The 21,658-nt window shown below is 70.1% G+C and carries 17 protein-coding genes and 1 pseudogene; 7 read left to right on the top strand and 11 right to left on the bottom strand.

Annotated features, from left to right (window positions below):
- Nucleotides 1–232 precede the first annotated feature (232 nt).
- Nucleotides 233–1,795: an ATP-binding protein gene (locus ACWDX9_RS04450; protein WP_449948958.1), complete on the top strand. Its 1,563-nt coding sequence runs from the start codon at nucleotides 233–235 to the stop codon at nucleotides 1,793–1,795.
- A gap of 409 nt (nucleotides 1,796–2,204) precedes the next feature.
- Here the strand turns inward: ACWDX9_RS04450 and ACWDX9_RS04445 are convergent, their stop codons facing one another.
- Nucleotides 2,205–2,738, bottom strand: a complete 534-nt coding sequence (locus tag ACWDX9_RS04445; protein WP_449948955.1) for an ATP-binding protein — start codon at nucleotides 2,736–2,738, stop codon at nucleotides 2,205–2,207.
- A gap of 119 nt (nucleotides 2,739–2,857) precedes the next feature.
- Between ACWDX9_RS04445 and ACWDX9_RS04440 the strand changes: the two genes are divergently transcribed.
- Together ACWDX9_RS04440 and ACWDX9_RS04435 are read left to right on the top strand one after the other, a co-directional pair.
- Complete coding sequence (locus ACWDX9_RS04440; protein ID WP_449948952.1) at nucleotides 2,858–4,081, top strand: hypothetical protein; 1,224 nt, start codon at nucleotides 2,858–2,860, stop codon at nucleotides 4,079–4,081.
- Nucleotides 4,056–4,586, top strand: coding sequence for an NUDIX domain-containing protein (locus tag ACWDX9_RS04435; RefSeq protein WP_449948949.1), 531 nt, complete (start codon nucleotides 4,056–4,058; stop codon nucleotides 4,584–4,586). Before ACWDX9_RS04440 ends, ACWDX9_RS04435 begins: the two co-directional genes overlap by 26 nt.
- 77 nt (nucleotides 4,587–4,663) lie before the next feature.
- Here the strand turns inward: ACWDX9_RS04435 and ACWDX9_RS04430 are convergent, their stop codons facing one another.
- Nucleotides 4,664–5,413, bottom strand: coding sequence for a DUF429 domain-containing protein (locus tag ACWDX9_RS04430; protein WP_449948946.1), 750 nt, complete (start codon nucleotides 5,411–5,413; stop codon nucleotides 4,664–4,666).
- 8 nt (nucleotides 5,414–5,421) lie between these two features.
- Nucleotides 5,422–6,084 (bottom strand): TetR family transcriptional regulator, encoded by a 663-nt coding sequence (locus tag ACWDX9_RS04425; RefSeq protein ID WP_449948943.1) that lies wholly within the window; start codon nucleotides 6,082–6,084, stop codon nucleotides 5,422–5,424.
- A gap of 116 nt (nucleotides 6,085–6,200) precedes the next feature.
- Here ACWDX9_RS04425 and ACWDX9_RS04420 point away from each other — a divergent pair, with 116 nt between their 5' ends.
- From ACWDX9_RS04420 to ACWDX9_RS04405, 4 genes are all read left to right on the top strand, one after another.
- The gene (locus tag ACWDX9_RS04420; protein WP_355209710.1) at nucleotides 6,201–6,698 is read left to right on the top strand and encodes a (2Fe-2S)-binding protein; all 498 of its coding nucleotides are present in this window, start codon (nucleotides 6,201–6,203) and stop codon (nucleotides 6,696–6,698) included.
- Entirely contained in the window at nucleotides 6,695–7,666 is a 972-nt protein-coding gene (locus tag ACWDX9_RS04415; RefSeq protein ID WP_449948940.1) for an FAD binding domain-containing protein, read from the top strand. The genes ACWDX9_RS04420 and ACWDX9_RS04415 overlap by 4 nt, the downstream gene beginning before the upstream one ends.
- A gap of 54 nt (nucleotides 7,667–7,720) precedes the next feature.
- Nucleotides 7,721–9,955, top strand: a complete 2,235-nt coding sequence (locus ACWDX9_RS04410) for a xanthine dehydrogenase family protein molybdopterin-binding subunit (RefSeq protein ID WP_449948937.1) — start codon at nucleotides 7,721–7,723, stop codon at nucleotides 9,953–9,955.
- Nucleotides 9,956–10,035: 80 nt separating this feature from the next.
- Complete coding sequence (locus ACWDX9_RS04405) at nucleotides 10,036–10,494, top strand: nuclear transport factor 2 family protein (protein ID WP_363970295.1); 459 nt, start codon at nucleotides 10,036–10,038, stop codon at nucleotides 10,492–10,494.
- Here the strand turns inward: ACWDX9_RS04405 and ACWDX9_RS04400 are convergent.
- The 8 genes and pseudogenes from ACWDX9_RS04400 to ACWDX9_RS04365 all read right to left on the bottom strand — a co-directional run bounded on the left by ACWDX9_RS04400 (nucleotide 10,487) and on the right by ACWDX9_RS04365 (nucleotide 21,635).
- Entirely contained in the window at nucleotides 10,487–11,779 is a 1,293-nt protein-coding gene (locus tag ACWDX9_RS04400; protein WP_449948934.1) for an ArsB/NhaD family transporter, read from the bottom strand. The two genes, ACWDX9_RS04405 and ACWDX9_RS04400, sit on opposite strands and share 8 nt — an antisense overlap.
- A gap of 120 nt (nucleotides 11,780–11,899) precedes the next feature.
- Nucleotides 11,900–12,508: a dihydrofolate reductase family protein gene (locus tag ACWDX9_RS04395; RefSeq protein WP_350738294.1), complete on the bottom strand. Its 609-nt coding sequence runs from the start codon at nucleotides 12,506–12,508 to the stop codon at nucleotides 11,900–11,902.
- Between the two features lie 92 nt (nucleotides 12,509–12,600).
- On the bottom strand, nucleotides 12,601–13,797 hold the full coding sequence (locus ACWDX9_RS04390; protein WP_449948931.1) for a site-2 protease family protein: 1,197 nt from the start codon (nucleotides 13,795–13,797) through the stop codon (nucleotides 12,601–12,603).
- A 71-nt stretch (nucleotides 13,798–13,868) separates the two neighbouring features.
- Nucleotides 13,869–14,306, bottom strand: a complete 438-nt coding sequence (locus ACWDX9_RS04385; RefSeq protein WP_449948928.1) for a LysR family transcriptional regulator substrate-binding protein — start codon at nucleotides 14,304–14,306, stop codon at nucleotides 13,869–13,871.
- Between the two features lie 274 nt (nucleotides 14,307–14,580).
- Nucleotides 14,581–14,754 (bottom strand): annotated as a pseudogene (locus ACWDX9_RS04380) (LysR family transcriptional regulator); the annotation flags it as partial.
- Nucleotides 14,751–15,446: a CTP synthase C-terminal region-related (seleno)protein gene (locus ACWDX9_RS04375; RefSeq protein WP_449948926.1), complete on the bottom strand. Its 696-nt coding sequence runs from the start codon at nucleotides 15,444–15,446 to the stop codon at nucleotides 14,751–14,753. The gene ACWDX9_RS04375 and the pseudogene ACWDX9_RS04380, both read right to left, overlap by 4 nt.
- A 54-nt stretch (nucleotides 15,447–15,500) precedes the next feature.
- Nucleotides 15,501–17,531, bottom strand: a complete 2,031-nt coding sequence (locus ACWDX9_RS04370) for a sensor histidine kinase (protein ID WP_449948923.1) — start codon at nucleotides 17,529–17,531, stop codon at nucleotides 15,501–15,503.
- Nucleotides 17,532–17,687: 156 nt separating this feature from the next.
- Entirely contained in the window at nucleotides 17,688–21,635 is a 3,948-nt protein-coding gene (locus ACWDX9_RS04365) for an Ig-like domain-containing protein (RefSeq protein ID WP_449948920.1), read from the bottom strand.
- Nucleotides 21,636–21,658 lie beyond the last annotated feature (23 nt).

Raw genomic sequence — 21,658 nt, 5'->3', positions numbered from 1 at the left:
CGGCAACAGTACGGCGAGGTCATTGCCATACCCCGATCAGCAGCCCCGCGCACGCTGCCCCCTGTGTCCGCCCCAGACACTGATGCGCTCGGAGCAGCATCGCCCGCCGCCGTCAAAGCGGCGTCATCGTCCAGCACGGCGCATGAGGGCGGGAAATGGGGCGGGCCGCGTGAGATTCGGCTCGCGAGTCAAGCCGATCGAATCTGTCACCGTTCGATGGCACACTGTGACGGTGACCAGGCCCAGGTACTTCAACACCACCGGACCCTGCGACCCCCGGCTCCACTACGTGCTGCCGTCGCAGCCCCGACTGCCGGAGGCGCGCGAGTTGATCGACCTGGATCGCTACTTCGTGATCCACGCTCCGCGCCAGTCGGGCAAGACGACCGTGCTGCATTCCCTGCAGCGTGAGCTCACCGAAGAAGGCGCTGCCGTGGCGGTGACGATCTCCTGCGAGGCGGCCTCCGTGGCGGGAGACGACTACGAGGCCGCGGAGTTGATCCTGCTGGATGAGTTCCGGTCGAAGACCGACTCGGCACCTGACCCCTGGCCCGAAGCAGCCCCGGGTGCACGGCTGGGCGCCGCCCTCCGGGCATGGGCAGCCCAGTGCGAGCTCCCGCTCGTGTTGCTCATCGACGAGATCGACTCGCTGAGCGGGAGGACCCTGATGTCGGTCCTTCGGCAACTACGCAACGGCCACAACAGTCGCCCCGAAGGCATTCCGTTCCCCAACTCCGTGGTGTTGTGCGGGCTGAGGGACGTGCGGGACTACAAGATCGCCTCAGGCGGCGACCCCACCCGGCTCGGCGCGGCCAGCCCCTTCAACATAGCGGTCGAGTCGTTTCGCCTGTCCGACTTCTCTCCTGAGGACGTCAGGGAGTTGTACGGCCAGCACACCACGGAGACCGGGCAGGAGTTCACCAAGGAAGCCCTCACCGCGGCCTTCGAATTCACCCGCGGACAACCCTGGCTGATCAACGCGCTGGCTTATCAGGTCACCCGTAAAATGCGGGTTCCTCCAGAGGAGCCGATCACCGCCGAACACATGGAGCAGGCCAAAGAGCAACTCATTCGCGCCCGCGCCACCCACCTGGATTCTCTCGTCGCCAAGCTGCACGAACCCCGGGTCAAGCGAGTGCTCGAACCGGTGCTCGCAGGCATGCTGGTCCGCGTCGACGAAATCTTCGAGGACGACTTCTCTTATGTACGTGGCCTCGGCTTGGTAGCCCAAGGCTCCTCGCTCAACATCGCCAACCCCATCTACCGCGAGGCCATCCTGCGCGTGCTGGGTAGCGCTGTGGAAGCCGTCATCCAGGCCGATTCGCGGTCTTTCGTCTTCCCCGACGGCCGTCTGGACGTGCTCAAGCTGCTGCGTGAGTTCACCGCCTTCTGGAAGCAACACGGCGAGACCCTGGTCCGGGGCGCCGCCTACCACGAGGCCGCATGCCAGATCATCCTCATGGCCTACCTGCACCGGATCGTCAACGGCGGCGGCTTCCTCGACAGGGAGTACGCGGCCGGCACCGGTCGGCTGGACGTCTACCTGCGCTGGCCGTACGGCGAGGGACAGGTGCAGCGGGAGGCCATGGAGCTCAAGGTATGGCGGGCCCGTCAGCGGGATCCGCTGGACGAGGGACTCGCGCAGCTCGACCGCTACCTGGACCGGCTTGACCTCGACACCGGCTACCTGGTGATCTTCGATCGCCGGCCTGAGGCGTCCCCGATGGAGGACCGCGTCCGGTTCGACCAGGACCGCACCCCGGCGGGGCGACAGGTCACCGTTCTACGGGCGTGAGGAGCGGCCCGTCCCGAGCCCCCTGCAGAAACGATTTCTGCGATGTCATCCCCTGTTCGGGCGGATCTGACGGATGCGCAATGGACGGCGCTGAAGCCATTGCTGTGCCCGTCGGACGCAATCCGCTGTCGCACTGCCCGCTACGGGCGGGAAGCAACCGCCCTCACACATCGCGAGCATGCGCGCGGCAGGCCAGGGGCGAACGGCGGCGACCAATTCCCGCCGACCAGAATCGGGTAGACAGTCGCCCCGCACACTGCCAGTGGTTTCCGGGGAGCGAAGGTCAGCAGCAACGCATGCCGGACCGCCCCTCGTCCACTCACTCCGACACCAAAGGGGCCGTCACTGGTTAGCGTCACCCAGTCGCCTGGTCGCCGAGCCGCTGGCCTCGTCATGAGCCGTCGCTTCCTTAGAACTCAGCCTTGAGCGGTGCGATGTCGCGCTCAACCGGCAGGTCCTCCATGGTTGCGGCCGAGTCCTCTGGCGATGTGGGCACCTCCATCCAGACCACACCGCGTCCCGGGCCCGACTCCCGTACGCCCCACCTGGCGGACAGCCGCGACACGAGCCACAGCCCCCGGCCGGTGCACTCCTCCGTATCCGTCACGCGGGGACACGGCACGGTGGCTGAGCCGGCATCGACGACCTCGACATAGGCCGTGCTCGAGCCCATGTCCGCGATCTTTACGATGATTCGGCCGCCGGGCAGTTGGGAGGCGCTGTGGAGGTAGGCGTTGCTGACCAGCTCGCTCACCGCTACCTGCACGCCGTACACATCCTCATGCCCTGCTGCCTTGAGGATTTGCGCCACGCAATGACGCGCCACCGGCACCGACGCCGAAGTCCCCGGCAGCACGATCTTTCCGAGGAACCGCTTGTCCGTCACAATGCCGATCCCGGCCATGGTGGTCGGGCATTTCCAGTTCGATGTCGTCACGTCCACGTCGAGCCCTCCAGAAATCGGATCAGTCCAAGTAGAAGGCCTGACGACGGGCTTTCGGAGGGTGACAATGAGGAGCAGCAACGGACACGAAGAGCGCTTGCATGATTACGGAGGCGAATATGGCCGATCCGCTCCGCTGGACCGCACGCATTCGCACCGAGCGGAAGGCACGCCGCTGGGACGTCCACACCATGGCGCGCCGGCTGCGTGATGCCGCAGGAGAGGATCGCTGCGATCTGCCAGATCATGAAGGGCTCGTACGATCGATCCGTCGCTGGGAGTCCGGGAAGATCGCGCTGTTGAGTGAGCGATATCGGCTCTTGTTCAGCCAAGCGCTGGGGATGAGCGAAGAGGCGCTCTTCTCCGAGAAGATCGAGGTCCCGATGCCTCGGCCACCTGCTGATGCGCATCACGATCTCAGCGCGATGTCCTCGTTCCGGGGAGCCGACCGGCGAGTGGGTGGGGGCCACCTGTACGCGACTGTCCTGAAATATCTGGAACGCGATGTCGCGCCCCGCTTGTTCAGTACAGCGGACGGCGCGACGGCATTCGTGGCAGCGGCCGCGTTCACCGAGATGGCAGGGTGGATGGCGCATGACGCTGGCCAGGACGAGGCAGCCGAACGGCACTTCCGCAGGGCACACGACCTCGTGCAAGTGGGCGAGGATTCGCATCTCGAAGCGCACATACTCGGCAGCTTGAGCCACCTCGCTCACCACTTCGGGCATGCCAGCGATGCTGTGCGCCACGCATACCGTGGCACCACCGTGCTGGCCGATGCGCAAACGCAGGCGCCCGCGCTGAAGGCCCGCCTGCTGGTCATGGCAGCACACGGATTCGCCTCTATGGGCAATTCGGCCGAGTGCGGGACGCTGCTGCTCCAAGCCGAGAAGGCCCTCGATCGCAGCCCCGGAGACAACCGGTCTCCGTGGGCGGGGCCGTTCGACGAAGGCGCTCTGGCGCTGGGCGCTGCGAGATGCATGCTGGCCTTGGGACAGTTCAGGGAGGCTCGCAAGCAAGCCGACATTGCCGTCGCGCTCCGGCCGGGTGATCGGACACGGAGCCGGGCTCTCGCGCAGTTGGTTCAGGCCAGCGTGCTGATAGCAGAGGGCGATCATGCGGGCGCATGCCGGGTGGCCATGACCGTGGCGGACGACACTCGGTCGCTGAGTTCGCTTGTCGTCACTCGGCATCTCGCCAACCTGCGCGCCTCTCTTGAGGCGTACCGTGGCGAGGAAAGTGCCGCCGCGTCGCTGATCGTTTTGGACGCGGCGCTCAAGGAGCGGCTCTGGCTGTACGAGTGGAGAGGTGCAGGTCGTGGAACCGGAGGCGCCGCTGTATGAGCGTGACCCAGCCGCCTGGCATTCCTACCTGGCTGAAGGGAACGCCAAGCAAGCGCGCAAGCGCGTGGGCGCGGACGTCCTGATTAGGGACGAGCACGGATGCGTACTGCTCGTGAATCCTTCGTACAAGCCTGACTGGGACCTGCCCGGAGGCATGGCCGAGACCAACGAGTCGCCGGCTGCGGCGGCTCGGCGGGAGATCAAGGAAGAACTGGGGCTGGATCTGAAGATTGGCCCTCTTCTCGTGGTGGATTGGGTGCCGGCTCATGGTCCCTGGGACGACTCGCTGATGTTCATCTTCGATGGCGGCACGATGACCAGTGACCAGGCCCGTGGGCTCCAGGTCTTGGACGAGGAGCTTGCAGGGCTTCGCTTTGTCAAGCCCGCCGAGGCCTGCCGCCTCTTACGGCCGTACATGTGGGAGAGGGTTCGCGCTGCTCTCGATCTGCTCGGGGGCGAGCATGCTGCGTATCGGGAGTACGGGAAACGGCCGTCCTCAGCGTGATCACGCCAGCCGGTCCACGGTTCTGAGGGTGGCCGTTCCGTTCCTCTTTACGTCTTCCATGACTTTCGGCTCGTTCCTCAGCCGTCTACGAGGCGGGCCAGGGGTGTGGTGGGCAGGGCGATCCAGCCCTCCGTGGTCGCCGCGACCGCCTGGTCCCCCGTCGGTACGGTGACCAGGCCGAGGGCGGCGGCGCGGGCGGCGAGGGACGACACGACGGCGTCCGTGACGTGGTCCGAGGCTCGGCAGAGGGGCTCGTGTTCGCCCAGGTCCAGCCATGGTGCCGCCTCCTGGAGCCGGTCCACTAGGTGGCCCAGCTCGGTGAGGTTAGCGGTGCGCTTGTAGCCGCGATGCGGCAGGCTCCACTGCTTCAGGCAGGCCGCTGGGTAGACCTCCACGACGGCGCCGGTGCCGCGGCGGTCGACCGGGTGGTCTCGGCGGGCGAGCTCGGCCAGGAGGGCGGCGCAGCGCATGGTGGCGTGCGCGATGCGGTCGGCCGACACGCTCAGCGGGGTCAGGCCGGTCTGCTGGTGTACGACCTGGTCGGTGACCCGTAGCGCCAGGTCGCGGCGCCAGGCCCGGCCTGCCAAGTCCGGCGGCACCTGGACGTGACCGGTGCGGTGGGCGGTGACGAAGTCGACGAACCGGTCGGGCCAGCCGAGCGGGCAGTCGATCCCCGCCTTGTCCGCGGCCATGACCGCCTCGACGATCAGGGCATCGTCCGCCCCGGCGACCACCCTGACGAGCCGCGCGCGTCCGGTCGACCAGTCGAGCCAGGCCACCGCGGTTCGCACCGCCTCCGCGGCGAGATCGACGCCGACCGTCACCATCCGCGGGCTCAGTCCTCTCTGAGCATGGGGAGGCCGGCGAGGAGTGCCTTGAGGGCGCGGACGAGGGTGGGGACGAAGTCGGGGCAGGTCGCGGCGATGTCGGGGTCCTGGGCGTAGAGTTCGGCGAGCACCGGCGAGGGGTTCGCGACGGGGTAGAGGACGCTGGCCAGGGCGGTGGCGGCGGCGACCAGCTCCATTCCCTCGTCGGCCGTCAAGCCGGTCACTCGGGCGACCTGCTCGCCCAGGTCGGCGATGACGGCATGGATGGCGCGTTTGAACGTGCGGGCCGCCTCGACGGAGACGTTGTGCTCCAGGGTCGTCGCGGTCTGGCTGAGGAGGTCGCACAGGAGCGGCCGATCCGCGATCGTCTCCGCGAGCGCCGACGCGACCCCACCCGACGCAACCCCACCCGATGACCCGTCGAGGCGGGCGGTTACGGCCGCTGCCCACTGGTCCCACTCGTCGGCGGCCAGGATGAGGTAGATCTCCTCGCGAGTCCCGAAATAGCGCATGATGTTGGACTTCGCCAGCCCGACGGCCTCCGCGACCGCCCCCAGGCTGACGTTCCGAACCCCGGAGGCCATGGCGAGATCGCGGGCGGCCGCAAGGATCTCCTCGCGCCGCTGCTGCTTGTGCTCCGGCCGCCTGGCCCGGACGAATGCCCGCTTCATGTCGCGCTCCAGCATAGGTGACCAGACTTTAGAGGACGACGTTCTCTTGTTAAGGAAACACCGTTCTGTTAGCGTCGGCATCCTACGGAGGGGAGAAACGTGTGACAGAGCTACGAATGCGGGTGAACGGCGTCACCCGGACCCTCGACATCGAGCCGTGGGTCAGCCTGCTCGACGCGCTGCGCGACCACCTCGGGCTGACCGGCCCGAAGAAGGGCTGCGACCAGGGTGCGTGCGGCGCGTGCACGGTTCTCGCGGACGGGGTGCGGATCAACGCCTGCCTGGCCCTGGCCGTGCAGTACGCGGACAAGGAGATCACCACGATCGAGGGGATCGCGAAGGGCGAGGACGGCACGCACCCGATGCAGGAGGCGTTCGTGCGCCATGACGGGTTCCAGTGCGGTTACTGCACCTCGGGCCAGATCTGCTCGGCCGTCGCCATGCTGACCGAGCACGCCGCCGGCATGCCCAGTGCCGTCACCCCCACAACAGAGCGCATCGAGCTGACCGATGACGAGATCAGGGAGCGCATGAGCGGGAACCTGTGCCGGTGCGGCGCCTACAACGGCATCCTCGACGCCATCAAGGACGTCGCCGCGCAGGAGGCGCCATGAAGCCGTTCGCGTACGTGAAGCCGCTCGACATCGACGAGGCCCTGCAAGCGGCCGGCCCCGCCGTCAAGTTCCTGGGCGGAGGGACGAATCTGGTCGACCTCATGCGCGAGGGCATCGAACTTCCCGAAACGCTGGTCGACCTCACCGGCCTGCCGCTCGACGAGGTGGACGAGCTGCCCGGCGGCGGCCTGCGGATCGGCGCGCTGGTACGCAACAGCGCGCTCGCCGCCGACCGCCGCGTCCGCGCCCGCTACCCGGTCCTGTCGCAGGCCGTGCTCGCCGGCGCCTCCCCCCAGCTGCGCAACATGGCCACCGTCGGCGGCAACCTGCTGCAACGTACCCGCTGCAACTACTTCTACGACCAGGCGCACGCCTGCAACAAGCGCGAGCCGGGCAGCGGCTGCGACGCGCTCGGCGGGTTCACCCGCGGGCACGCGGTCCTGGGCGTGAGCGAGAGCTGCATCGCCACGCATCCGTCCGACATGTGCGTGGCGATGGCCGCCCTGGACGCCACGGTCGAGGTGCGGAGCGTGCGCGGCACGCGGCGGATCCCCCTGGCCGACTTCCACCTGCTGCCGGGCGACACGCCGCAGGTCGAGAACGCGCTGGCCGAAGACGAGCTGATCACGGCGGTCGAGCTGCCGCCCGCGCCGGTCGCGGCCAACTCCCGTTACCGCAAGGTGCGGGACCGGGCGTCGTACGCGTTCGCCCTGGTCTCGGTGGCGGCGGCGCTGGAGGTGCGGGACGGGACCGTGACGGCGGTCCGTCTGGCGCTGGGCGGCGTCGCGACCAAGCCGTGGCGGGCCTTCGAGGCGGAACGGGTCCTGGTCGGCGGCCCGGCGACCGAGGAGGCGTTCGGCCGCGCGGCCGAGGCCGAGCTGGCGCCCGCGACGGTCCAGCCGGGCAACGCGTTCAAGGTGGACCTGGCCAGGGCCACGATCGTGGCGACGCTGAGGGAGCTGGCATGAGCATCAAGACGTTGAGGGACCCGGCATGAGCATCGAGACGTTGAGGGACCCGGCATGAGCATCAAGTACGTCGGCCGCCCCGTCGACCGGCTCGACGGCCGGGACAAGACCACCGGACGGGCCCGCTTCGCGGCGGAGCACGACTATCCGGACCTCGCCCACGCCGCCCTCGTACACTCCACGATCGCCCGGGGCCGCATCACCGCCGTCGACGCGGACGCGGCCCGCGCGGCGAAGGGCGTGATCGAGGTCCTCACCCACGAGAACGCTCCCGCCATGAAACCCCCGCCCTCCCGGAGCCTGCTGAACCTCAGCACGATGGTCATCGGGACGTCGGTCAACTACCTGGCCACGGACGAGGTGCACTGGAACGGCCAGCCCGTGGCGGTCGTGGTGGCCGAGTCGCCCGAGGCCGCGCGGCACGCGGCGGGCCTGGTGCGGATCACGTACGAGGAGCTGCCCGCCGTGGTGGACTTCGCGGCCGAGGAGCCGAACGCCACCCCGCAGAAGGGCAACGCGCTGATGCCGGCGGCGGCGAACAAGGGGGACGCGGAGGCGGCGCTGGCGGCCGCGGCGGTCTCGGTGGATCTGCGCTTCACCACGCCGCCGCACAACCACAACGCGATCGAGCCGCACGCGACGACCGCCGTGTGGGACGGCGACCGCCTGACCCTGCACGAGAGCACCCAGAGCATCACGTGGCTGCGCAGCCATCTCGCGCAGCGGTTCGGCGTTCCCGAGCGGAACATCCACGTGCTGTCCCCTTACGTGGGCGGCGGGTTCGGCGGCAAGGGCTCGGTGTGGGCGGGCACGCTGCTCGCCGTGCTGGCCGCCCGGGCCACCAAGCGCCCGGTACGGCTGGCGCTCACCCGGGCGGGCGTCTACCACACGGTGGGCGGCCGGACCCCGAGCACCCAGCGGGTCGCGCTGGGCGCGGACTCCGGCGGGAAGCTGACCGCGCTGATCCACACCAGCGTCGCCAGGACGGGCCGGGTCGGCGGTGGCGGCGAGCAGATCACCTCGGCCTCCCGGCACCTGTACGACTCCCCGAACATCCGCCTGCGCCAGAGCCTCGTCCAGCTCGACCTGATCTCCAACACGTTCATGCGGGCCCCGGGCGAGTCCATCGGCACCTATGCCCTGGAATCGGCCATGGACGAGCTGGCCTGCGAGCTGGGCATGGATCCGATCGAGCTGCGGATGCTCAACGAGCCGGCGCGAAACCCGATGGACGGCAAACGGTTCGCGCACCGGATGTTGCGCGAGGCGTACGAGGTGGGGGCGGAGCGGTTCGGTTGGCGTGAGCGCGATCCGCGGCCCGGCTCGATGCGCGACGGGCGGTGGCTGGTCGGCATGGGGGTGGCGTCGGCGTACCACCCGGCGTTCCAGCTCCCGGCGAGCGTCACCGTGCGGCTGGGCGCGGACGGCGGGGTCGTGGTGCGGTGCGGCCTGCACGAGATCGGCGTGGGCGCGGCGACCGTGCAGGCGCAGATCGCCGCGGACGAGCTGGGGGTGCCGTTGGAGTCGGTACGCGTCGAGATCGGCGACTCCGAGCTCCCCCAGGGCCCGATGGCGGGCGGTTCCGGGCAGACGGCGAGCGCGGCGGCCAGCGTGCTGGAGGCCTGCCGCAAGCTGCGGCGTTCCGCACTCGACCTGGCGCGCAAGTCGCCGGACTCCCCGCTGCGCGGCGTGCGCGATCCGCAGGCCCGCGACGGCGGCCTCTACCAGGGGTCCAGAGGCGAGACGTACGCGGCGATCCTGACCCGGGCGGGCCGTGACCACCTGGAGGCCGCGGCCGGGGGCGGCATGCTGAGGTTCATGGCGAAGACCGTGCGCGACCGCCGCCGGTGGGTGAAGGCCGCGAGCGGGGCGCACTTCTGCGAGGTGCGGGTGGACCGCGACACGGGCGAGGTACGGGTCTCGCGCTGGACGGGCGTGTTCGACGTCGGCACCGTGATCAACGAGAAGACGGTGGCCAGCCAGCTGCGCGGGGGCATCGTGATGGGCATCGGCCTGGCGCTGTCGGAGGAGACGCTGGTCGATCCGCGCAGCGGGCGGATCGTCAACGCGAGCCTGGCCGACTACCACGTGCCCGTGCACGCCGACGTCCCGCGCATCGACGTGCACTGCCTGGACGAGCCGGACCCGACGATGCCGCTGGGGCTGGTCGGGGTGGGCGAGGTCGGCATCACGGGTGTGGGCGCGGCCGTGGCGAACGCCGTGCGCCACGCCACCGGCAAACGCGTCACGGACCTGCCGATCACGCTCGACAAGCTGCTCCCGCTGTGAGCTTGCGTCGTCTCCTCGGTGGGAAGGCACCGGTGGACCCATGTGATCGACGCCGAGGAATCGACGCTGAGGAGACGACCATGTCCCGTCCGCCTGTCCCGCCGTTCACCGAGGAGACCGCGCGCGTCAAAGTGCAGGCCGCCGAGGACGCCTGGAACACCTGCGACCCCGACCGCGTCGCGCTCGCGTACACGGAGGACTCGGTGTGGCGCAACCGCGACGAGTTCGTGACCGGCCGTGACGCGATCAGGGACTTCCTGCGCCGCAAATGGGAACGGGAGCTGGACTACTCCCTGCGCAAGGAGCTGTGGGGCGTGCTGGGCGACCGCATCGCGGTCCGGTTCCAGTACGAGTGCCGCGACGCCTCGGGGCAGTGGTGGCGCAGCTACGGCAACGAGCAGTGGGAGTTCGACGAGTCGGGGCTGATGCGGCGCAGGGAGGCGAGCATCAACGACGTGCGCATCGAGGAGAGCGAGCGCCGCATCTTCGGGCCGCGCGGCGACGACGAGCAAGGCGTGGACGTGCTGCCGCTCAGATGAGGTAACGCAGCCACAGGTACGGCACCGACAGCGTGACGGTCACGAGCGTGACGACCAGCCCGTACTTGGTGAACTGCCAGAAGCTGATCGGGGTGCCGTTGCGGGCGGCGATGCCGATGACGACGACGTTGGCCGCCGCCCCGACTGCCGTGGCGTTCCCGCCCAGGTCGGCCCCGATGGCCAGCGCCCACCACAGCACCTGGGCGGGGCCGTTGCCCCCGTTGGCCTGGACGAGGTCGGCCACGATGGGGCTCATGGTGGCGACGTACGGGATGTTGTCCACGACGGCGGACAGCCCGGCCGAGACCCACAGCAGCAGCATCGTGGTCAGGCCGAGCCGGCCGCCGGTGGCCTCGGAGGCGGCCTTCGAGATCTGGCCGATCACCCCGGTCTCCACCAGCGCCCCCACCATGACGAACAGCCCCGCGAAGAACACCAGCGTCGGCCACTCGACCTCGCGGATGGCCTCCTCGGTCGTCACCCTGGTGGCCGCCACCAGCACCCCCGCGCCCAGCAGCGCCACGACCGACGGCGCGTAGTGCAGCACGGGATGCAGCACGAACGCGGCCAGCACCAGGGCCAGCACGGCGAGCGACTGCCACAGGAGCTTGCGGTCGGCGATGGCCTCCCGCTCGTTCAGCGACATGATCTCCGCGACCCGCTCGGGGTCGTAGCTGAACGACGCCCTGAACAACCACCGGCACAGCCCGACGAACACCACCACCAGCACGACGATCAGCGGCGCCAGGTGCGCGAGGAAGTCGTTGAACGTCAGGCCGCCGCGGCTGCCGATGATGATGTTCGGCGGGTCGCCGACCAGCGTGGACGCGCCGCCGATGTTGGACGCCATGGCCTCGGCGATCAGGTACGGCGCCACCGGCAGCGCCAGCCGCTCGCACACCAGGAACGTCACGGGGGCGATCAGCAGCACGGTGGTGACGTTGTCCAGCAGCGCGGAGGCGGAGGCGGTGATCACGATCAGCAGCGCCATGAGCCGGAACGGCTGCCCGCGAGCCCGCTTGGCCGACCAGATCGCCAAATATTCGAATATCCCGGTCTGTTTCAGGACACCGACGATGACCATCATGCCGAGCAGCAGGAAGATCACGTTCCAGTCGATCCCCGTGTGCTCGTCGAAGAACGCCGCGCTCCCGTCGGTGGCGTGGATCAGCAGCATGACCCCCGCCCCGCCGAGCGCCGCCGCGACCCGGTGCAGCTTCTCGGTGGCGATCAGCGTGTACGCGAAGAGGAAGGCGGCCACCGCCACCCAGGCGGTGGCGGTCATGGCGACTCGATGAGCATGAGGGGCGACCTCCGGGAACGACGGCACGATTGCCGACCAGACTTCCCGGCACACCCATCAGGAACATATCAAAATGCATCAAAGCCGCACTATGTTGCCGCGCTATGCGACCGCGCCGTAGGAGGGCTTGCCGGCCCACTCGTACGTGACGTACACGACGCCGGCGTCGGTGGCGGTCGATCCGGTGAGCTTCAGCCCGGCCGGAGCGGTCCCCTCGGCGAAGAGCCGCTTGCCCTCGCCGAGGATGACGGGGAAGACCAGCAGGCGGTACTCGTCGATCAGCTCGGCCCGCTGCAGCGTGCGGAGGAGGTCGCTGCTGCCCTGGACGAGGATCTCGCCGTCGGTGCTCTTCTTGAGCTCGGCCACCGTCTCGGCCGCCTCACCCACCAGGACCCGCGTGTTGCGCCACTCGGCCGTCATCGGCGTCCTCGTGGTGACGTACTTCGGCATGCCGTTGATCTTGGCGCCGCCCTCCTCGTCGGGCACGTCGGGCCAGTACGACGAAAGGATGTCGTACGACCGGCGGCCCAGGAGCATGCCGTCCGCCCGTTCGAGCTGCTCCCCCATGATGCGGCCGAACCCCTCGTCCACGTACGGCGGCAGCCAGCCGCCGTGCGGGAAGTCGTTGGAGTCGTCCTCGCCGGGTCCGCCGGGGCCCTGCATGATGCCGTCAAGGGACAGGAAAGTGGAAACCACCAGCTTGCTCGCCATTTTCGCCACTCCATCTCGCCGTGAAGGTCCTTGTTTCTGTGGCTTCAGCCTGGCGGACAGCGTTTAAGGATTCCTTACGGCTTCCCTAAGGCCTACGCGGCGTCGCGGTGGTGGCCGTGGTACGGCGGGGCGAGATCGGCGCCGCGCGGCCCCGACAGCGTGGCGCGCAGGTCCGCCATCTGGATGGTCCGGCTGATGTCGGTAGGGGTCAGCAGACCGATCAGCCGCCCGGCCGGGTCGAGCACGACCGCGCGCCCGTCGGCGCTCCCCTCCATCCTGGCCAGCAGGTCGGTCAGCGGCTCGTCGGGCCGGGCCCGCGGCACCTCCTCCGGCGGGCAGGCGATGTCGGCGAGCCGGGTCGTGTCCCGGTGCTCCGGCTCGACCCGGCGGATCCGGTTGAGCGTCACCAGGCCGGCGAAGGTCCCGTCCGGGGTGACCAGCGGATACGTGGACAGCCGGTGCCGCATCACGACCCGGTCGATGAGCCCGGACACGGTCTCGTCCGGCGAGGCGACCACGGGGTGCCCCGACATCGCGTCCGCGACGCGGACCCCGTGCAGCGCGGTGCCGAGCCGGGTCTGCTGCTCCTCGGCGCTGGCGGCGTTCACCAGGAAGAGGCCGATCAGCGCCAGCCACAGCCCGTCGAAGCTGCGCCCGGTGGCCACCTGCAGGAAGCCGATCGCGATGAGCACATATCCGAACCAGCGCCCGGCCCGGGCCGCGGCGATCGCCGCCCGCGCCCGGTCGTGCCACCGCGCCCACAGGATCGCCCGCAGCACCCGCCCGCCGTCCAGCGGGGCGGCCGGGACCAGGTTGAAGATGGCGAGGAGCACGTTCACCCCGGCCAGGTAGGCGAACATGCCGCCCAGCAGCGCCGCCCCGGAGACCAGGCCAGAGATGAGCAGGGCGATCGCCCCGAACACCACGCCCGCCAGCAGGCTCGTCGCGGGCCCCACCACGGCGATCTTCAGATCCGCGCCCGGCGAACGCGGTTCACCGCGTAGCTCCGCGACCCCGCCCAGCAGCCAGAGCGTGATCCGCGACACCTCGACGCCCTCGTGCCGGGCCATGAGCGCGTGCGCCAGCTCGTGCGCGAGCAGCGAGGCCATGAACAGCACCGCCGCCGCCAGCCCGGCCAGCACGTACGCGACCCGCGGGTAGCCGGGGAAGACCGCGGGGAACCGTCCGAAGCCCAGCCCGAACACCAGGATCGCGACGATCACCAGCACGCTGATGTTGAGCCCCACCCGCACGCCCCCGATGCGGCCCAGAGGGATGGATGAACGCATCTCGCCTCCCCTGCGGCTTGATTTGTTCGCTCAAGTGCAACCTGCCCGCAAAAGCGCAGCTCAAGCCCTGTTCAGGAAGTGCCGAGCAGCCCCGCCAGCTCGGCGAACGCGGTGGCCGCGGGGAGCGGGTCGGCCGGGAGGGCCAGCAGGATGGTGCGCTCGGAGGCCGGTTCGAGAGGGACGGCGTGGACGCCCGGGTGGTGGGCGGGCAGCGACAGCTCGGGGACGACGGTCACGCCGAGCCCTTCGGCGACCATGGCGAGGATGCTGCCGGTGTCGCGGACGCGGTAGTGGCAGCGCAGGCTCGTCCCCGCCGCCCGCGCCAGGGCCGTGATCAGCGGCTCGCAGCCGCCCGTCGACATGATGAACGGGTGCCTGGCCAGCTCGGCGACCGGCACGGAAGCACGTTCGGCCAGCGCGTGACCGCTGGGCAGGACGGCCAGCATCCGGTCGGTGGCCAGCGGGCGCGTGACCAGCCCCGCCACGTCGGCGGCCATGTCGGCGGGCACGGCGCCGTCCGAGAGGGTGCCGACGTCGGCGGCCCCGGTCCGGCCAGTCGAGCACCTCCCCGTCCGACCCCTCGATCACGGTGAGCCGCACGCGCGGGTGCGACTCACCGTAAAGCCGCAGAATTCGCGGCAACAGGCGCGCGTTGGCGCTGGGGATGACGCCCACGCGCAGGCTGCCAGTGTCCGCCCCGCGCGCCGCGGCCACCTCCTGCTCCAGCGCTTCGAGCTGGGTGAGGATGAGCGTGGCGCGGCGGTGGACGGCCCGCCCGGCGCCGGTCAGGCTCACCCCGTGGCTCCCCCTGACGAGCAGGGAGAGGCCGAGCTCGCTCTCCAGGCCGCGCAGGGCGTGGCTGACCGCGGACTGCGTGGTGTTCAGCTCCTCGGCCGCGCGGGTCATGTTGCCGGTACGCGCGACCGCCAGCAGGATCCTGAGCTGCGTGAACGTCATAGCGCCGCGCGCAGCAACCCCACGACCAGCGGGTGCGGCCGTCCGGGCAGCGATCTCGTCTGCGGCACGAAGAGCGTGGCCAGGTAGAACGGGTGGCCGGGCAGCTCCAGCACCCGGGCCTCGCCGCTGTCGTCCACGCCCGTCACGCGCAGGCCGCCCTCGTGCAGGGCGCTCTGGTGGGCCGGGTTGAGGCCGAAATTGCAGTAGTACTGCTCCTTGACCTCGCTCTCCCCGTACAGGGCCGCCACCATGGAGCCTGGCGTGAGCGTGACCGGCATGGTCCGGCCCGCGAGGGAGCAGGTCAGCTCCGAAATGAACAGGTCGGACGCGTACGGGTCGTACTCGGCGTGCTGCGCGTCCTCGAACCCGAGCACGTGGCGGGCGTACTCGATCACCATGTGCTGGCTGCCGCCGCACGTCCCCAGGGTGGGCACGCCGTGCTCGCGAGCGTGCCGGAGCGCGACCAGCGCGCCGCGCAGGCTGCGGTACGGGCTCCCAGGGGCGCACCACAGCACGTCGGCGGCCCGCACGCCGGACAGATCCGATTCGAGCGGCTCGGTGGCCAGCCAGCGGACCTCGACCGTGATTCCCAGGTGATCGGCGGCGTGGCCCAGCGCGTCGTCGGTGGCCACGTGCGGGACGAACGTCCTGTCGCGGTCCCCGACGACCGCGACCTTCAGCGAGGACTTCATGCGCCCACTATGCGGGGGCCAAGGCATGAACACCAATACTGATCTGCGCAAACGTCATGAGTGAACACTCATGAACGGCAGCATGACCTCCACGCGCGTCCCGGCCCCGGGCTCGCCGCCGACCACGCAGATCCCGCCCAGCTCCGCCGCCCGCTCGCGCATCGAGCCGAGCCCCACGCCCGCGCGATGCTCCTCGGGCATCCCCTTGCCGTCGTCGGCGATCAGCACGCGCAGCACCGACCGCTCCCGCTGCAGGACGATCCGGCAGCTGGACGCCTGGGCGTGCCGCCGGACGTTGGTGAGCGCCTCCTGGATGATCCGGTAGACCGCCACCTCGACGGCCGCGGGCAGCTCCGACAGCTCGCCCTGCACCTCGACCTCCGCCGGCGGCTCCGACTGCCCGGCCAGGTCGCCGATCGCGCGGACCAGGCCCAGGTCGTCGAGGGCGGGCGGGCGCAGGCCGTACACGAGCTCGCGGATGTCCCCCGTGACCGCGCCCATGCCCGTGTGCAGCTCGCGCAGCAGCTCGTCGGCGGCCTCAGGGGACTTCTTGAGGCTGAGCCTGGCCATGTTGATGGTCATCGCCATGGCCGAGAGGGTCTGGCCGAGCCCGTCGTGCAGGTCGCGGCGCAGGCGGCGGCGCTCCTCCTCCCTCGTCGTCAGGATGCGCTCCCTGGAACGTTGCAGGTCCGCCGCCATCCGCACCGCGTGCGCCACGTCCGCGGCGTACGGGGTGAGCGTGGCCAGCACCCGCTCGTTGTGCGCGGCGGGGAAGCGGCGCGGGCCAGGCGGGCCGACGAGCAGGCGGCCGACCCGCTCCCCGTGCCAGACCAGCGGCACCTCGCGGGGAACCGGGCCCACCCGACCGTTCTCCACGTAGCGGGGCTCGCCGTCGGCCACCTCCACGGCCACGCCCTCGACCGCTAGGCCGTCGCGCAGCACGCTCACCACCGAGGTCAGCGCCTTGGCCGGGTCGCCGCGCCGGACCGCCTGGGTCAGGCGCTCGGCCAGCACTCCGGGGTCGCCGACGGCGCCGTACAGGAGCCGGTCCACGGCCTGCTGCAGCGCCCGCCGCAGCGGCTGGAAGAAGGCGCCCGCGAACAGCGCGGCGGCGATCCCGGCCACCTGGCCGTACCCGGAGACGAGCAGGCCGGACAGCGCGCCCGCGCCGAAGTAGACGGCGCTGACCACGGCCACCACGCCGGCGGCCACGAACGCCCGGCTGATCACCGTGTCGATGCCGTAGAGCCGGTACCGCATCACCGAGAACGCCATCGCGACCGGGATGATCGCCGCCCAGCCGAACGCGATCCACGTGAGCGCGGGCACGAACGCGGCCACGACCAGGAACACGATGTAGCCGGCGAACGCCAGCAGCGGCCAGCCGATCTGCCGCCTGGTGACGGAGTCCGCGTGCCGCAACCGCACCGCCAGCGACAGCGCCGACAGCGCCATGGCGACGTAGATGCCCGTCCAGGCGATCGCCGAGACCGTCTGCGCGTACGGGGCCAGCGCGGGGATCTGCAGCGGGTTCGGGATGACCTGGGGGTACGGGTACGCCTCGACGGGCCCCGGCACGCGGAACACGCTGCGCAGGAAGTCGGCCGTGATGGAGGCCGCGCCCAGCGCCAGGGCCAGGCGCCAGCGCGGCGAGGGCAGCCGGCCGTCGGGCGAGTACAGCGGCAGCACCATCGTGAGCGTCACGCCGCACACCGCCCAGCCGAGGTGGCCCGGCAGCCGCAGGTAGCCCGCGAGGACGAGGTCGCCGCCCGCGGCGGCGTGGAACATCATCGCCTGCGCGAAGTCGCTGACGGCGGCGGCCAGGCCGCCCGCGCACATCAGCCACGCCAGGTTGAGGCGGGGCCGGTGGAAGATGAGGAACGCGCCGACCGCGGGGAACGTCAGCGCGGCGGCCGTCTGCGGGGACACCGTCCGTTCGGGCGTCCACGCCTCGGGCAGTCCGGCCCAGATCAGCAGCGCGACCACGGTGAGCGCCGGCGACACCACCGCCATGGTCACGGAGGCGACCCTCACCCCCCGTGCCGGCTTCTCGTCATCGGCGACCTCGGCGAATCCCCCAGCCATCCCGCGCTCCGCCTCTCCGATCCCCGGCACGCCTCCCGTAGAAGAGGATTATGACCCCTTAATCGGGATGAATCCGTACGGCGTTTCCGGGACGTTATCCGCGGAGCCCTGCCCTGACCCGCGATCGCCGCTGAGCCAGGGCAGGGAGCATCGGTGCTACCCGACGGTAACCGTGGCCTTGGCGGCGACCGTCGTGCCCGCCACCTGACCGTTCACCGTGAACGTGCCCGGCTGGGCGTACTTGTCAGGGCTGATCGCCTCCCAGGTGACCTCGACGGAGCCGTCCTTCGACCCGTCGTTGTACGTCGCCACGACGGTCCCGGGCAGCGAGGGAGCGACCCCGGCCCGGGTGGCGACGGCCTCCTCGGCGATCGAGGTGATCGTCACCGCCGAGGTCGTGCGGACGTACACGGTGGCCTGGGCGGGCCGGCGCACGCCCTCGGCCAGGCCGACGACCGTGAAGCTGGTGCCGCCGGTCTTGACCTGGTCGGCCGTCACCTGCTGCCAGGTGACGGCGGCCGAGCTGCGGGTGCCGTCCGCGTAGAGGGTCTCCACGGTGGCGGGCAGCTTCGGCAGCGTGCCGGCCAGGGTGGGGACGTGCACGGGGCGCACGGAGTCCGGCGGGACCTCGTACACCTTGGCCTCCAGCAGGCCGACCGACGCCCCGCCGGCCTCGAGCTGGACGCGCAGCTTCGAGGTCGTCACGGTGTCGAACGCGACCGTGTTGTAGGCGTCCGCCGCCTTCGGGTAGGAGGCGGCGCCGGTGACGTCCTCGAACGAGTCGCCGTCCCAGTACTGGATCTTCCACGAGGCGGGGACGCGCACGCCGCCGCCGTCGTCGAAGAAGTACACGTCGCTCTTGTCGACCCGCACCGCCGACGGCCATTCGAGCTGCACCCACTGCGTGCCCTGCTGCGGCCAGGTGCCCCAGCGCGGGTTGGCGCCGTCGTTGGAGCGCGGCGGGTCGATGCCGTCGTTGATCGCGGTGACCTTCTCCCACGGCGAGGTGTAGGAGGCCGTGGGCGTGGCCTTGGGAGCCACGTTCACCTGCGCGGCCTGCGGCGTCGCGGTCACGGTCACGGTCGTGGAGCTGCTCTTCTCGCCGTCCGTGGCCGTGAGCTTCAGCCGGTACGCGCCCGCCTCGGAGAAGGAGACCACCGTGTCGGTGCCCGTCGGGTTGGTGAAGAACGCCTCTCCTGGCCCGTCCACCTTGGCCCACTGGGTCGTGAGCCTGCCCGACGGCAACGCGTCGTCCTTGACCACCGCGTCGAACCTGGCCTGGCCCGGGCGGCTGAACGTGGGGTCGGGCACGACCACCACGGACGGCGCCTTGTTGGCGACCGGCCCGGCGCCGGCGCCCGTCAGGTCTGCCTGCACCTCCTTCAGCCCCGTCGCGTAACCGGGCTGGTGGGTGACCAGCACCCGCAGCTTCTGCGTCGTGACCGCCGGGAAGCGGACCACGTTGAGGTTGGCCCGCGGGTGGGCCGGCTTCCTGGCCTGGCCCGGCACGTCCTTCCAGGTGTCGCCGTCCTGGTACTGCACCGTGTAGAAGGCGGGCTCGCGGTAGCCGCCCGCCTTGCGGTCGTTGGAGAAGTACAGCTTGACCTGGTCGACCTTCTGGGCCGAGCCGAGGTCCGCCGCCAGCCAGTCCTGAGCGTTTCCGGAGCCCTTGCTGCCCCAGTACGGCTCGTTGATCGTGAAGCCGTCCACCGCGCCGGCCGGGTCGCCGTGGGAGGCGGTGGCGGACTTGACCAGGTTCGGGCGGGTGGAGCGCAGGTCCACGCCGGCCTTCTGGAACAGGTCCTCGACGCGGTCGCCCGTCAGCTCGACCTGGGCGGGGGCCTTCATCGAGGCGGCCTTCTCGGCGTACACGACCTGACCGCCCTCGACCTTGCCCGTGGCCGGGTCCCAGACGGCGTGTGCCAGCCCCGACAGGGTGACCTTGCGCTTGCCGTCGATCAGGATCGAGTATCCCTCGGGCATCCCGGCGTAGTGCTTGGTGCCGTCGCCCGGCTTGTCCCAGACGATGGTCAGGTCACGGCCCCGGTAGTTGATGCCGTTGACGCTGAAGTGGTCCCAGCCGATGTCCACCGGCCAGAGCTCGACCTTGCCGTCCGAACGCGGGCGCAGGCCCATGACGTCCTCGATGACGGTCCAGTTGCTGCTGCCCAGGATCGTGTGGTGGATCCAGGAGCGGTAGCCGATGGACTTGGTGCTCTGGTTCCAGTCGGCCCAGAACTCGTTGGCGTCGGGGTAGCGGGTGTCGCCGCCGACGTACTGCGACCAGGCGTTCCAGTACAGGAGCTGCTTGTACTGGTCGGCGGTGATGTACGGCGAGGCGTACTGCCGCAGCGCCTTGGAGAACAGCGCGAAGTTCCGGGTGGAGTTGATCTGCGAGAAGTTGTTGGAGCCGGGGTTACCGGCGGCCGCGGCCTCCGCCTTGTCCTTCTGGTTGGCGGTGTACGCCGGGAAGATCGGATATTCCGCCGGGTCCGTCCACAGGCGCAGCGCCTCCCGGTACTTCGGGTCGTCCGTCGGCACGAGCCCGGTGGCGTACGGGATGTAGTTGTTGGACTCCTTCCACGGGATCAGGTTGCCCGTCTGGAGGTCGCGGTGCTTGAACAGCTTGGCCTGGTCGTCCCAGAGCAGCGTGAGGATGCCGTTCCTGACCTTGTCGGCCACGCCGCGCATCTCGGCCGCGTTTTTTCCCCAACCAACCGGCCCCGACCGACCTCCCAGGGTCGCGTCGCCCGCCAGCTCGTACGCCTGCGCCGCCGCCATCGCGTTGGCGTACACGTACGCGCCTTCGAGCCGCTCGTTCGCCCGCCCGTAGTAGTGGAACGACACCGCGTCGGCGTCGTTGCCGGTCATGTACTCCCGGTCGTACTCGATGACCCCGTTCTTGTTGGAGTCATAGGCGTTGAGCTGCCCGTACACGTCCTTCTCGGCGTAGCGGGCCAGGTTGCGCAGGATCGACGGCTGGCCGCCGTGGATCTGGTAGCTCTCCAGGGCCGCGGCCGAGATGTACTGCGTGTAGCTGTTCGACCAGTTCTCGGGGTCGCCCGGGTTGTCGGTGTACTTGGAGTTGCGCGAGACCTCGCCCGCCGACACCCACGGCCCGTACGAGTAGATCGGGTCCCGCAGGTACTTCAGGTCCTGCACGAACATCGGCACGGTCAGCACGATCGCGTTGTTGTAGCCCAGCGCGCCCTCGACCGACGTGGGGAACTGAAAGTCGTTCCCGGGGATGTCGGCGTCGAGGAAGTTGAAGCGCATGAGCCACCAGCGGTAGTACACGAACTTCTTGATGTTCTCGTCGGGCACGTCGATGTAGGGCAGGTTCTCGGCCCACCAGGCGTTGTAGTCCTGGAGCTGGCGCCTCAGCGCCTTCTCGGGCGAGCGGCCCTTGTAGCCGTCGTACTCGGCCCGTGACCCGGGCAGCTCGTCGGTGACGAAGCCCATCTGCACCTTGGTGCGCACGGTCTTGCCCGGCTCGACCGTCAGCGAGCCCTTGAGCGTGCCGTCGGAGACCTTCAGCCCGTCACCGCTGAGCCGGGGGAAGATCGTGGTCAGCTTGTTCTTGGCCCAGACGGTCCCGGTCAGCTCGCGGTCGCCGTCGGGCGTGCTGGTGTACGGCGAGGTCACGGTGATCGGCACGGAGCGCGCCGCGGACCCGGTGTTGGTGATCTCCAGCGTCGTCACGGCCACGTTCTCGTGGGTGATGAACTTCTTCACCCCGACCGACAGGCCGTCACCCGTGTACCGCCCGGTCCAGTGGCTGGGCATCTGCAGGCGCTTGGAGACGTCCTCGGCGAGCTGGGTGCCCAGCGAGACCTCGTACGCGCCGCGGTTGTCGATGCTCTCCCAATACGCCACGAACCCGCCGAAGCCGACGACCGAGGGATCGTGCTCCTTCATGAACAGCGCCCGCCCGCGCGTCATCAACCACGGGCCCGCCGGATCGTCGCCGGGGCGGGCCAGCATGCGGTCGATCCAGTACGAGTCGCCGCCCTTCTCCTTCTTGTAGATCTCCTCCATCATCTTGCGGGGGTGGTACGCCACGGGTTCGGCGGGCACCGGGTCTGCGCCCGTGAACACCGGCATCCCCAGGTCGTCCTGGGCGGCGT

The sequence above is a fragment of the Nonomuraea sp. NPDC003201 genome (assembly GCF_053590415.1).
Note: the sequence above shows the minus strand (reverse complement) of the source record. Positions and strands in the feature narration are given on the sequence as shown.

What these genes read in the sequence shown, in the direction of transcription:
- ACWDX9_RS04410 (WP_449948937.1), top strand. Translation starts at nt 7,721, where the DNA reads ATGAGCATCAAGTACGTCGGCCGCCCCGTCGACCGGCTCGACGGCCGG.
- ACWDX9_RS04390 (WP_449948931.1), bottom strand. Translation starts at nt 13,797, where the DNA reads ATGCGTTCATCCATCCCTCTGGGCCGCATCGGGGGCGTGCGGGTGGGG.
- ACWDX9_RS04405 (WP_363970295.1), top strand. Translation starts at nt 10,036, where the DNA reads ATGTCCCGTCCGCCTGTCCCGCCGTTCACCGAGGAGACCGCGCGCGTC.
- ACWDX9_RS04400 (WP_449948934.1), bottom strand. Translation starts at nt 11,779, where the DNA reads ATGACCGCCACCGCCTGGGTGGCGGTGGCCGCCTTCCTCTTCGCGTAC.
- ACWDX9_RS04370 (WP_449948923.1), bottom strand. Translation starts at nt 17,531, where the DNA reads ATGGCTGGGGGATTCGCCGAGGTCGCCGATGACGAGAAGCCGGCACGG.
- ACWDX9_RS04415 (WP_449948940.1), top strand. Translation starts at nt 6,695, where the DNA reads ATGAAGCCGTTCGCGTACGTGAAGCCGCTCGACATCGACGAGGCCCTG.
- ACWDX9_RS04395 (WP_350738294.1), bottom strand. Translation starts at nt 12,508, where the DNA reads ATGGCGAGCAAGCTGGTGGTTTCCACTTTCCTGTCCCTTGACGGCATC.
- ACWDX9_RS04430 (WP_449948946.1), bottom strand. Translation starts at nt 5,413, where the DNA reads ATGGTGACGGTCGGCGTCGATCTCGCCGCGGAGGCGGTGCGAACCGCG.
- ACWDX9_RS04375 (WP_449948926.1), bottom strand. Translation starts at nt 15,446, where the DNA reads ATGAAGTCCTCGCTGAAGGTCGCGGTCGTCGGGGACCGCGACAGGACG.
- ACWDX9_RS04420 (WP_355209710.1), top strand. Translation starts at nt 6,201, where the DNA reads ATGCGGGTGAACGGCGTCACCCGGACCCTCGACATCGAGCCGTGGGTC.
- ACWDX9_RS04425 (WP_449948943.1), bottom strand. Translation starts at nt 6,084, where the DNA reads ATGAAGCGGGCATTCGTCCGGGCCAGGCGGCCGGAGCACAAGCAGCAG.
- ACWDX9_RS04440 (WP_449948952.1), top strand. Translation starts at nt 2,858, where the DNA reads ATGGCCGATCCGCTCCGCTGGACCGCACGCATTCGCACCGAGCGGAAG.
- ACWDX9_RS04365 (WP_449948920.1), bottom strand. Translation starts at nt 21,635, where the DNA reads ATGCCGGTGTTCACGGGCGCAGACCCGGTGCCCGCCGAACCCGTGGCG.